The sequence below is a fragment of the Limnohabitans sp. JirII-29 genome (genome assembly GCF_003063395.1).
GTDB lineage: Bacteria > Pseudomonadota > Gammaproteobacteria > Burkholderiales > Burkholderiaceae_C > Limnohabitans.
The window spans coordinates 125,185-137,238 of the sequence record NZ_NESB01000002.1; the positions used below are offsets into that span (position 1 = coordinate 125,185).

Genomic DNA, 12,054 nt, shown 5'->3' on the forward strand with positions numbered 1-12,054 from the left:
CCGCTTAAACGTGATTGATGTTTCACCATGATGTTGACGCGAATCCTGCTAACGGTCGTCACCGCGGGTGCCAGCCTCGCATCGTTCGCTGCCTATGCGTTGCTGCTGCGCTACCTCGGCGCCAGTGCGGACCTCGACCAGCTCTTTTACGCAGGCAGTCTGCCGGTTGCCGTCTCCGGCATGCTCGCAGGCGTACTAGCCTATCTGCTGCCACCACGGCTTACCCGACTTTCGTATCGGCACCAGGACACCGTCACACGCGCACTGTCCCTCTTGGTGGCTGGTGCAACGGCCATCGCGCTTGCCGTCGGCCTGGCAAGCCTTGCCGCCCAGCCCGCGCAGTGTCGCTTCTGGCTGTTGTGGATTGGCTTCGCCCTGTTCGCAGGGTTGTCGCTTCTAGTCTCCGTGCTGAGTTGCTTAGCCCAGGCACGAGGGGACTACATCGCGACCGGCTGGGCACCGCTGGCCATGAGCGGCGGCTTGTTCACGGGGGCGATGGTCGCCATTACCACCAGACAGGTTTGGTGGCTGCTCCTTGGGCAGTTGGCTGGTGGCTTCGTAGCCTTGCAGTGGCTGGCCTGGCGGTTGCCTCTGAATTGGCGCGGGCTCAGCGGCCAACGGCGGCAGGCACTCGCCGCCCTGCGGTCGCTGCGGGCATCAGCCCTTCCCATAACGCTGGGCACCGCCGCATTTACTCTGTTCCAGCCGCTGGACGCTTGGCTGTGTCGGCCGCTGGGTGAGGGCTCATTGACGACCATGTCCTTTGCCCAACGTGTGCTGGTGGCAGTGAGCACGGTCATCAGTCTTGGCGCCTATGTCATCGCCGCCAAGACTTCGCGGGACACCCTGCGCACCGGCGGCGTAGGCGCGCTGCTCTGCCAGGCTAACCGCGAAGCCATGCGGCTGGTTTCGGCTGGGCTGCTGGCCGTGGTCGCCTACGTGATCGGCGGGCGCTGGGTACTTGGCCTTCTACTGGAGTCTTCTAGCCTGCACAGCGCCGATCTTGATCGTCTTCTCGACACTATTGGCTGGATGCTGGTGGGCGTCGGCCCCATGGCTGCCATGCCCTACCTTTGTCGGGTTTTCTATTCGATGAAGTCCTATGTCGTCCCTGCGGCGCTCGGCACCGCCGTGCCGGTCGGCTATGTGACGTTAGGTTGGCTGCTGTCGCGTCCGCTCGACGTCAAGGGACTGGCTTTTTCATATTCGATCGTGTGGTGGCTGACATTCGCGACTGCTTTGCTGTCCCTTCGCAAAATAGACCGCTTGCAAAGCACACACTAAGTAGAGTCATATGCTGAGTTACATATTGATCTCAACGATGATAATCATCGGCATTACGCCGATGATTTATGAAAAGCGACGAGGTCGCTTCGACTTCTTTAATTTGAAAAATACATTTATTTTCTACTTTGTCATCCAACTTGGCTTATCCGGTTTTGCGACAATCTACTTTGATCAACCGTCGGACATTGGACCTGACACGATTGCCAATCGAGCAGACTACGATTACGCGCTGACTATTTCAGCCATTGGTCTTGCCATGTTTCAGATAGGCTACTATAGCCGCTCAAAAAAAACGTGGCCAGCCCCTCAACTACTAATGAGACCCTGGAATATAGCCGCAACTAGAGTGGTTATATTCGTTTACATGGTGCTGGGCTTCGTTGGCTTTGCAGCTATTCTGCAGATCAATGGTGGTCTAAGTAGCTTCCTTGAGTCGCGTGAAGCTTTCCGAGCAGGTGGCCTCACTGGCATGGGGATTTTCCTATTTCCCGCTACTGGCCTAATGGCCATCGCAGCTTTAATCTATTTCCTCCGACACCGCAAGACACAATCGAAAATTCAAGTCATCAAGTGCCTCGGCGTACTGATCGCCGCCCTAATTCCTGCTTACTTCCTCGGTTTCAGAAGCTCAATTGCCCTACCCATATTGCAGCTCTTGGTTGTATGGAATTACGCAAGAGCACGACTGCCGTTCGGCAAGATTACAGTCTTGTCGATCTTTATCATGGGGATATTCACCTTCTACGGCATCGGTCGTGCCATTCCCTCAGAAACAGGTTTCAATTTCGATGATTTTGCGAGAATTGCCTCGGAGCGACCGGAGCTGGTATATGCAGTCATTTCGCGATCAAGAGGCACCGAGGTTGTCGCTGCCGTGACGGCGAAACTTGAGAAGACAAACGAATATGAGTATGGCTGGTCAAGCCTAGTTGAGACTCTAACAATCATCATCCCAAAGGCAATATGGCCGGATAAGCCGCAAGTGCTTTCCGAGCGCTTTGCAAATTATTTTTTTGGCCTGACACTAACGGAAACAAGAGGCTATGAAGCCGAAAACTGGAGCGGGATTTCACCAACAGTTATCGCCGAATGGTATTGGCATTTTGGCTTGCCCGGTGTGATTGCAGGCCTCTTCTTTCTTGGTCGAATCGCCAGCGGGACATATAACACCCTACTCGCCCACAAGTCTCAGCCCACCGTAGTTCTGTGCTACAGCATCATATTTACATCCTTCTCGATGTTTGCGGAAAGTCAGCAAAACTACAGCAACGGATTGGTTTTATATGCTGCAGCACTCACGGGAACTTTCATTTTAATTACCAACCGAACACGTGCAAGTCAAATTAGCTAAGCCGACGTTATCCAAGGCTCATGACTTTGCAGTAGCAATATGTCAGAAAACATCCTCATATTCCGCTCTGCAGCCCTAGGCGACTACATACTGGCCACACCTGCACTGACGGCACTGCGCCAAACATTCCCAGGCGCGCGCATCGTGCTGCTCACGACCCAGGCGGCCCAGAAGGCGCAGCGCGATAAAGTCGCGAAGTACGCTGGCGGTGAGAAGCAGGTGCCCTGGGTCGCATTGACTATGCCCCACCTAGTCGACGAGGTGGTCTCCGTCCCCGATGTCCAGTCGCTTGATGGGTTAAAGAGGGTGCGCGCCATCTTGAAGGGGCGAAAGTTCAGCCGCGCCGTGCTGCTGCTGGATCCCGCCGCCCCATGGCTGGGACGCATTAAGAAGTTCGTGATGATCTGGGCCTTGTTGGGGCCTCTGCCGGTGCTGGGTTGGCGTGGCTGGGGTTCGCTCAATGGTGACCGCGCTGCGCTGAAGGCGCAGGGTGTCCTTCGACATCACGTGCACGGCCCGCTGCAGTTCCTGCAGGAACTGCAGCCGCCACGGGCCTACACGGAAGCCGACGTTCGCTTCGACCTTCGACCTTCGCAAACTGATATCGCCTGGGCCTCGGAATGGCTGGCTTCGCATGCGCCGGCGGGTGAGCGAACCCGTTGGGTCGCTGTCGCTCCCGGCTCGATCCAACCCCACAAGCAATGGCCGATCGAGAACTTTCTGGCCTTGTGCTGGAATCTGGCCGACCGAGTGCCCGACATCGCTTTCATAGTGCTCGGTACGCCAGTAGACTCGGCGCTCGGCGCGAGGATCCAGGCGTCGCTGGGTACGGAGCGCTGCTTTGTGCTGGCGGGCCAGAGTTCTATTGCGCAGTCGGCGGCGCTGTTGGCACGTGTTGACTTGTTGGTGGGCAACGACGGCGGCGCCATGCATCTCGGAGATGCGATGGGCGCAAAGGTCGTTTCCATCATCCCCGGTCTCGAATATCCGGATTCCATCGAGCCTTGGCATAACCGCCATCGTGCAGTTCGCCATCCCGTGCCTTGCGCACCCTGCTACAGCTTCACTCACTGCCCCAAGATTCATAATCGATGCATGGTCGAACTGCCGCTCGCGGCCGTGCAGGAGCGCTGTGAAGAAGCATTGAAGGAAGCGTTAGACCGGCCCCTACAGTAGGTGCCCTTTCGTTATGACATTGAAAAACAAAAACGGCCAGCCGTTGACTGCCTGGTATCTGAGTCCACATGACAAAATTCCCTCAGACTCGTGGGGCTATGACCGCGCATTGATCCAGACCGACACGCTGCGGGCCGCCGGTTGCCGAGTGGTGTTCTGGGCTGCCTCGTTCTCGCACTCCACCAAGCAGGTGCGTGGAGCGCCATGGCAAAAGATTCCCGTTCGCGATGGTTTCGATGTACGGCTGGTGCCGGTGCGTGGCTATCAGCGCCACGGAGGCCTTGCCCGGATAGGGTCGTTGTTCGACTTCGGGTGGAACATGTGGCGTCAGCCCACTGACGAGCCCCCCCCCGATCTGATCGTGTCGGTGATGCCCACGCCGTTCGTTGACGTTGCATCAGTGCTGCTGGCTCGCCGCTATGGCGCTCGCTTCGTGCAGGACTTTCGCGATCTGTGGCCGGAGTTGTTCGTGCATGCATTTCCCAAGGCATGGCAAGGCCTCGGCCGCATCCTGATCAAGCCGTTGCAATGGATGCGCAAGTGGGCGCTGCGCCGCTCGGATGGCTTCCTGTCGGTGACCCAAGACTACCTGGACTTCGCTAACGACATCTCCGCCACCGTGAAGCAGCGTCCGCATGCCGTCGTGTATTTCGGCATGGATGCCCATTCGCCGGACATGACTCACGTACACGCGCAGAAACTCGAAGGCCTTCGCAAAGCGGACGCCAGCGAGATCTGGGTTGTGTACGGCGGCACGCTGGGCGACAACTACGACGTGGCCACAATGGTGGCCGCGTTCGACGTCATTCAGCGGGGGTATCCGGAATTGAAGTTGCGCCTCAAGGTCGCTGGCAGCGGGCCGCTGAAGGGCCTGGTGGAGGCTTTAGCCGGCAAGCACCCCGAGGTGGTTAGCTATTTCGGTCCGCTGAATAAGGATGAGTTATGGATGTTGCTGGGTTCGTCTGACATCGGCCTGCTACCCTACGCCGGATTCTCGACGGTTTCGGTGCCCGCCAAGACCTTCGACTACATCGCAGCCGGTCTGCCGATGATTAATTCGTTGCCTGGTGAAATACAACGCATCCTGGCGCAGCGCGGCATCGGTGCGCAATACCAATCAGGAAACGTGCATAGCCTGGTGAGCGCCATCGTCCGGATGGCACAGGACCCCACCGCGTTACTCCTGATGCAGGAGCGTGCCCGTGCTGCGGCAGAGGAATATTCAAAGGGCCGGCAGTACAGCCGGATGCTGGACGTACTGGGCGAACTGTTTCCCAAGTCGCCATGTTTGGTCAAAAAATTGAAGGATTAACGCGATGAGCATTCGTAACCGACTGCGAATTGCTCGGCACGAACCTAACATTTTCTGGTTGGTCTTAGTCAAGGTGTTGAAGCCGGATGGAGTGTTACATTGAAGATTAATTTTGAAACTAACTTCGATGGAAATACAACTCCGTTCGGACCTAAATCCAAATCTCGAAGTCATGGTTGTTGGATATTTCGGTGATGCCCGATATGTAAATTTATCGCTTCACAATTTTTAGTGAAGTAAATCCTCATTCCCACACTGCGGCTCAAACTCCTTCACCGCACTCAGCAACAACTCACGCAGTAGATCGCTATCGTTGGCATTACAAGCCAGGCCGAGGGCGTCCACCAGCGATACCATCGCATCCATCACCAGTTTGTGCTCATTGGCTCTCTGAATACGGGGGTGGCGTGTTGGTGTGACGTGATCGCCAATCAACAGCTCTTCATACAGTTTTTCACCGGGGCGTAATCCGCTGAACACGATTTCTATATCCCCAGATGGGTTGCTGTTATCGCGTATCGTCAAACCGCTGAGGTGCACCATTCTTCGGGCCATGTCTAATATTTTGACGGGCTCGCCCATGTCCAGCACAAACACATCGCCGCCGTGGCCCATGGCGCCAGCTTGAATAACCAATTGTGCGGCCTCTGGGATGGTCATGAAGTAACGAATGATTCGTGGGTCTGTCACGGTGATGGGGCCGCCATTTTTAATTTGTTCTCTAAATACGGGCACGACCGAGCCTGAAGAACCCAACACATTGCCAAAGCGCACCATCACAAACCGTGTGGGGCTAAACGGTTCTTGTGCGAGGGCTTGTAAAACAAGCTCTGCTACGCGTTTGGTGGTGCCCATGGTGTTGGTTGGGCGCACGGCTTTGTCGGTAGACACCAGGACAAAGGTTTCTACCTTATGCTCACGTGCGGTGCATGCGGTATGCCACGTGCCCAAAATGTTGTTGAATGCCCCGGCGCAAGGGTTCTTTTCTACCATGGGCACATGCTTGTAGGCGGCTGCATGAAAAACTGTTTCGATGCCGAAGCGCTTCAACACCAAGGCCATCTTGGCAGGGTCGGTGACGGACCCCAAAATGGGTTGAATTTTTTTGCTGACCGGTAGAGGCAATGACAACAACTCTTGCTCAATGCTGTAGAGCGCAAACTCATTGAGCTCATACAACACCAACACACGAGGGTGTTGTGCCAGTATTTGGCGACACAACTCAGACCCGATAGAGCCGCCCGCTCCTGTCACCATCACCGCCTTGCCTGTGATGTTAGCTTTGAGCAGCGTAGCGTCTGGTGGCACGGGGTCGCGACCAAGCAAGTCTTCAATTTCTACATCACGTAAGTCTGATGTTTTGACTTTCCCTTCTGCCAATGACGCAACACCTGGCAGGGTGCGCACTTGTACAGGCAGTTTTTCTAGTTCTTGAATGATGCGATTTCTCTCGGCGCGAGAGGTCGATGGAATGGCGAGCAGTACTTCAGTGATTTGTTCGCGCTGAATCAAAGGCGCTAAATCTTGACGCGCATAAACAGTGAGTCCAGCAATCTGATTGCCATGAAGTTTGTTGTCGTCGTCTACAAATGCAACGGGCTGCATTTCTTTGCTATGCGACAAGGCCAATGCCAGCTGTACGCCTGCAGAGCCCGCTCCAAAAATGACCGTGCGTTTTCTAGGAGGCCCTGAAGCGCTGCCATTCTGCGCCTGTGACAGCCATTGTCTGGCAAGCGTTCTTGAGGTGCCTATGAGCAAAGTGGTGAGCAAACCATGTATGAAGGCGACAGAGAGCGAAATGTCTTTGAGCTTGAAGACAAGTATGCCGACAGCAAGCAAAAGGGTGTATGCGGCCACAGCTTTGACAACGGCCACTATTGCGTGCAGGCCCACATAGCGCATGACTGCTCGATAGAGCCCGAAGTGAAAAAACACAGGCAGTGCAATGGCGGGCGCTGCCACCATGAGTGGAAACAATGACCACATAGGTACCCACAAGCTGTCAAGCCGGGTGGCTAAAGCAAGGTAGAGGCAGACTTCGATAGACAGCACATCGGACAACAAGATGAGTGCTTGTTTGCTTTGGCGTGGCAAGGTTAGTGCGTGTTGACCAAAGCTATATGCGATGGGCGGCGCAAGTTGAAGTGCAAGTGCAAGCAGCGCCGCCGCAGCAAGAGTGGCCCAAATGCCTTGGATATTTTCACTGTTCGCACTGATGAGTTGGGTTGAGACAAGTGGGCGTTCCACATTGGGTTCGTAACAGCGTACCGAAAAGCCTTTGTTCGCAGACTGTTGCGCGCTCAGTAGGCAAGCTTGTTGTGCAACGGGCTTTGAATTCGACTCATATTGAGCGACGCCATTGGGTAAAAGTGCGGAGTAGTTGGCAATCGCTTTACCGGATAGCAACTCAGCATCCTGGCTTGTTAAGCGTGTCGTGCAAGAGCTTTTTTCTGTGTTGCAAGTACTGCATGCGCTGTGAATGCTGAACGCAATATTTTTGAGTGTTTCCTCACACGATGTAGACGTTGTAGTGGCACGGACAAGAATGGTAGTAACCAGATCGTCGTTGGTAATTTTGACGACAGGGTAGTGTTCTCGTGGTTGTTGGAACAGTGCCAACATTGCAAACACTGTCGCTAAAAAACCTGCAGTCAAGGCTTTCCAATTGCGGAAAAGTAAAGTCAGAAGCATTGTTTTTATGAGTGTCGCTAAGTTTGTCGCAAACGATCAGCAGGTTGATTATGGACTCTTAACCTAATGATTTTTGTCACATTGATTCGATTGCTTTGTTTGAGTAAAAAGTATTCAAATAATTAACTATAAATTGGTATTTGTTGCATTGCATCAACATTTAAAAATATTCGCTATTGAACTCCTTCGGATGCTTTTCAAACTGCACAAGTTGAGGTATATTAAATCTTATATCGTTTTGAAAAGTAAGTTTGCATCTTGCTTTTTGCGGTAAACCTCATTGAGGGCTCTCATCAACCAACCTTTGTCTGGAACTGCTATGAAAAAAGTTACTGCATTATTCATCTCTGCGGCCTTGGCCTTGTCTTCTGTTGCCTTTGCACAAAACGAGTCATCTTCGGCTGGTTCTGCCGGTGGAGCAGGTAGTGCCGGTGCTGGCGCTACCGGTGCAGCTGCTGGTGCAGCTGCCGGTGTGTCTGTTGGTGTGGCTGCAGCTGTGGCTGCGGGCGTGGCTGTTGCTGCCGCAGTGGCGGCTAACAAGTCTGACCCTGTTTACACGACGACCAACTCTGGTACAGGTACAGTTTCTGTTTGCATCCGCAACTGCTAATTGCTTAACGACTGTTTGAACAAACGCCCCGTGAGGGGCGTTTGTTTTTATGCAAGCATGTTTAACTAAAGTTTCAAAGTGGTTTTTTCACGATATGTCAAATTTATTGTTGGGTGTCTTGCTGTGTTGCTCTTGGGCTGCCGTAGCAACCCCACGTTTGATACTTTCACAACGCTCTTGCCTTGGGGCAAGCAGTACGCTCAAGTACAACCAGGTATCGAATATCTGTGGGTATCACTGGACGGTCGTGCGAGTGTGATGGCCTTGGGTGAACGTAAGTTGCAGCCAGGTAAAGGCCATGCTGACGTGCATGAGTACTGGTACACAGGGCAGGGCGAAATGTTGTATTTGCTGAATGGGCGTATTCAACAGGCACATGGTTTTATCAGTGAGTGGCGCGCTCAAACAAGTTCTGCGCCTGCGTGGGAGGATGTGCGGCAAAGTTCAAGAGAGTGGCCATGGCAGAGGCAGCTAGACATCATGCCGGGCTATCGGTATGGCGTTGTTGAGAGCGTGGTATTGAACCGCATGCAAGCACCCAAACGTTTACCTGAGGGTGTCACAAGCCAAGCACAATGGGTTGTCGAAACCGTCAATAGCAAGGGGCACGATGGGTTGGAGTGGTGGTACTTGCAGAAATTTGCGTTGTTGAATGATCGCGTTGTTTACAGCGAACAATGTCTTGACAAAACACTGTGTCTGAAAATGCGGCCGCTCGGGGTGATGGTGACAGCACCATGAATTCAAAGCAAGGTTTGTGGGCTGGCGTATTGGCCGCTTTTTTTCTGCCGTCAATGAGTGTGTTGGCTCAAACGAATACATTGAACCGCATAGATGCGCCGCAGCGCTTAAGCCAGTGGTTGAATGAGCGCCAAGAATTAGCTGCTTCATACCCACTGGGCACGATGTGGCAGACGACAGAAGAGATGTCAAGGCAAGCGTTGGTTTACCAAGAGTTACGGGTTTCACTGGAGGAGTTGTTGAGGCAGGGCCATATTGGGCGTTCAAGTTTTGAGGGCTTGCTGAAAAATTTACAAACCATGCAGCCGACGGGGCGTGTGCCAGTGCCGAGCGTGGAAGCCAAATGGTTAGAGGCTTACCCACACAAAGACCCTTTGTTGCAAGTGGGGGACACGGTGTATGTGCCAATGCGTCCCATCAATTTGCGTGTCATGGGCGAAGACGGTCGTGTGTGTGAAATTCCGCACCGAGAGGGCTTGCAAGCGAAAGACTATGTGCGTGCTTGCATGGGGGCGGGCACTTATGGTCCGTTGGCTTGGGTGGTTCAGCCTGACGCGCGCGTTCAGCGCGTCGGGCTCAGCCTTTGGAACGCCGCGGAACAAGACCAGCCAGCGCCTGGCGCATGGATATGGGTTCCCGCGCATGCTTCTCGGTTGCCGGAAGTCTGGAGCCAGCGTTGGGCCGAGTGGCTGGCCACGCAAGGCGTGTCATCGCGCTTGGCATTGAATAATTTCTATCAGCCTATGCGGCAGGCCTACCCGCAAGCTGTCGATGACGGCCTGCTTGATTTGGCCGGACGTCATGCACAGCCAGACCCGACGGCCAGCAATTGGGGCAATGTGGGCTTGTTGCAAACACCCACAGCGCGCATGCAAAAAGCTGGATATTTTGGGCTGACGTTTCATCGCACATGGCCCTATCAAAACACCAATGTATTTTTCCAACCTCTCGATTGGCTGGAGGCTGGGTTTCGTTACACAGACACATCCAACCGTTTGTATGGGCCGGAGGCATTCAGTGGGTCGCTGCCTTACAAAGACAAAAGCTTTGATGTGAAGTTTCACGCGCTGAAAGAGTCTGATTGGGTGCCAGAGATGGCGGTTGGCCTACGCGATGTGGGCGGCACAGGCTTATATAGCTCGGAATATGTGGTGGCCAGCAAGCGCACTGGTCGAATCGATTGGTCGTTGGGCATGGGGTGGGGGTATTTGGGGGGACGAGGTAATTTGAGTAATCCCCTGAGCCGAGTACTTGGGCAGCGTATGAACACGCGAGTCAATGACACAGGCCAAGGCGGTACGTTTTCAACCAGCAGTTGGTTTCACGGTCGCGCTTCTTTGTTTGGCGGTTTGGAGTATCAAACCCCATGGAACTTCAATGTGAAGGTGGAGTACGACGGTAACAACTACCAGAACGAACCCCAAAGCAACAACTTACCCGTGGCGTCGCCATTTAACTGGGCCATCGTGTATCGCCCCTTGAAGGGCTTGGATGTGTCGATGGGTGTGGAGCGTGGCAACACGTGGTCAATGGGCTTCACGTTTTATGTGGACATGGCAGGGCTCAACATGCCCAAGGTGACCGACCCTGCGCGTCCCGCCGTGCAACTGGCGCGCCCGAAGGCGGAGCCCAATTGGCAAGACACCGCCAACGATGTATCTGCACTCACGCTGTGGGATGTACAGCAAATTTATCGAACACCTGACACCTTGATGCTGGAGGCACGCAACTCGTACAACGTGTACAACCAAGAGCGCTTGGACAAAGCGGTGGCCGTGTTGAACCGCGATGCGCCCGAGGGCGTTGAGAACTTTGAAATCCACCATCACAAGGTGGGTGATGTGTTGGCGGTAGAAAAGGTCAATCGCAGCGAATGGGTCACGCAACAAACACAGCCTGCACGCACGCAAGAGCCCGTGTTGCCGGTGCAACCGGTTTACAAGGTGCAGACCACCGCTGAGCGAAAACCACTGTTGCCAGACAAGCCGCTGAACTATTGGGTGGAGCCAGGCGTGGACTTGGTGCAAACCATCGGCGGACCCGATGGCTACCTGTACCAGTTCAGCGGTGCCTTGTGGATGGGGCTGGAGATGCCATGGAATGTCAAGGCCAACAGCACTTTGCGCATGCGCTTGAGTGACAACTACGAGAAGTTCACGCCCGGCTGGTCTTACATGCCGCAGGTGCGCACACACATTGCCGAGTATTTGAAAACCTCTAAGTTCACCGTCGACAGCTTGACGTTGAGCAAGTCTGAGCGCTTGGGCTCCAATTGGTATGCCGCAGGCTATGTGGGTTATTTTGAGATGATGTTTGGCGGTGTGGGCGGCGAGGTGTTGTACCGCCAACCCGGCAGCCGTTGGGCGGCGGGGCTGGATGTCAACCACGTGCAGCAACGCAGCTTTGCCCAAGACTTCAGCTTCAGAGACTACAAAATCAACACCGGGCATTTAACGGGCTACTGGATGACGCCGTTTGAAGGGGTGCACACTGCGTTGAGCGTGGGCCAGTACTTGGCGGGTGACCGTGGGGTCACGATGTCGGTGTCGAAGGTGTTTCGCAACGGCTCCAGCCTGAGCGCTTATGCCACCAAAACCAACGTGCCTGCTGCCGTGTTTGGCGAAGGCTCGTTTGACAAAGGCATTGCCTGGACCATTCCGTTTGACGCCTTCTTAACTAGCAGCAGCCGTTACGCTGCCGGCTGGAGCTGGAAGCCCTTGTTGCGTGACGGCGGTGCGCGTGTGACGCGCCCTGTCAACTTATTTGCCGATACCTCTTGGGTGTCGCCTGTGGCGAAGGCCTATAGTCCTGCCAAGCCACCCAACGATCGTGTGGCACCCGATGACCGAGTGGAAGAATATCAACGCGTGAGGTAATGTGAAAAAA

Annotated in this window: 8 protein-coding genes; 7 read left to right on the forward strand and 1 reads right to left on the reverse strand. The window is 54.5% G+C overall.

What is annotated here, in order from left to right; translation table 11 throughout:
• Positions 1–27 precede the first annotated feature (27 nt).
• Genes B9Z39_RS03340 through B9Z39_RS03355 form a run of 4 tightly spaced genes read left to right on the forward strand, consistent with a single transcriptional unit; the run spans position 28 to position 5,126 of the window.
• Entirely contained in the window at positions 28–1,284 is a 1,257-nt protein-coding gene (locus B9Z39_RS03340) for a lipid II flippase MurJ (protein ID WP_108300701.1), read from the forward strand.
• Positions 1,285–1,294: 10 nt separating this feature from the next.
• Positions 1,295–2,638: an O-antigen polymerase gene (locus B9Z39_RS03345; protein WP_108300702.1), complete on the forward strand. Its 1,344-nt coding sequence runs from the start codon at positions 1,295–1,297 to the stop codon at positions 2,636–2,638.
• A 39-nt stretch (positions 2,639–2,677) separates the two neighbouring features.
• Positions 2,678–3,814, forward strand: a complete 1,137-nt coding sequence (locus B9Z39_RS03350) for a glycosyltransferase family 9 protein (protein WP_108300703.1) — start codon at positions 2,678–2,680, stop codon at positions 3,812–3,814.
• A 13-nt stretch (positions 3,815–3,827) separates the two neighbouring features.
• Entirely contained in the window at positions 3,828–5,126 is a 1,299-nt protein-coding gene (locus tag B9Z39_RS03355) for a glycosyltransferase family 4 protein (RefSeq protein WP_108300704.1), read from the forward strand.
• 228 nt (positions 5,127–5,354) lie between these two features.
• Here B9Z39_RS03355 and B9Z39_RS03360 read toward each other — a convergent pair whose 3' ends face one another.
• The gene (locus B9Z39_RS03360) at positions 5,355–7,817 is read right to left on the reverse strand and encodes a nucleoside-diphosphate sugar epimerase/dehydratase (RefSeq protein ID WP_199221162.1); all 2,463 of its coding nucleotides are present in this window, start codon (positions 7,815–7,817) and stop codon (positions 5,355–5,357) included.
• 319 nt (positions 7,818–8,136) lie between these two features.
• Between B9Z39_RS03360 and B9Z39_RS03365 the strand changes: the two genes are divergently transcribed.
• The 3 genes from B9Z39_RS03365 (at position 8,137) to B9Z39_RS03375 (ending at position 12,044) form a co-directional block, all read left to right on the forward strand.
• A complete protein-coding gene (locus B9Z39_RS03365; protein ID WP_108300706.1) occupies positions 8,137–8,427 on the forward strand; it encodes a hypothetical protein in 291 nt (96 codons plus the stop codon).
• Positions 8,428–8,550: 123 nt separating this feature from the next.
• Positions 8,551–9,168, forward strand: coding sequence for a YjbF family lipoprotein (locus tag B9Z39_RS03370; protein WP_108300707.1), 618 nt, complete (start codon positions 8,551–8,553; stop codon positions 9,166–9,168).
• A 299-nt stretch (positions 9,169–9,467) separates the two neighbouring features.
• Positions 9,468–12,044 (forward strand): YjbH domain-containing protein, encoded by a 2,577-nt coding sequence (locus B9Z39_RS03375; protein WP_369908107.1) that lies wholly within the window; start codon positions 9,468–9,470, stop codon positions 12,042–12,044.
• Positions 12,045–12,054: the final 10 nt, after the last annotated feature.

Coding starts and splice junctions, on each gene's coding strand:
- B9Z39_RS03345 (WP_108300702.1), top strand. CDS start 1,295: ATGCTGAGTTACATATTGATCTCAACGATGATAATCATCGGCATTACG.
- B9Z39_RS03360 (WP_199221162.1), bottom strand. CDS start 7,817: ATGCTTCTGACTTTACTTTTCCGCAATTGGAAAGCCTTGACTGCAGGT.
- B9Z39_RS03375 (WP_369908107.1), top strand. CDS start 9,468: ATGCAGCCGACGGGGCGTGTGCCAGTGCCGAGCGTGGAAGCCAAATGG.
- B9Z39_RS03355 (WP_108300704.1), top strand. CDS start 3,828: ATGACATTGAAAAACAAAAACGGCCAGCCGTTGACTGCCTGGTATCTG.
- B9Z39_RS03350 (WP_108300703.1), top strand. CDS start 2,678: ATGTCAGAAAACATCCTCATATTCCGCTCTGCAGCCCTAGGCGACTAC.
- B9Z39_RS03365 (WP_108300706.1), top strand. CDS start 8,137: ATGAAAAAAGTTACTGCATTATTCATCTCTGCGGCCTTGGCCTTGTCT.
- B9Z39_RS03340 (WP_108300701.1), top strand. CDS start 28: ATGATGTTGACGCGAATCCTGCTAACGGTCGTCACCGCGGGTGCCAGC.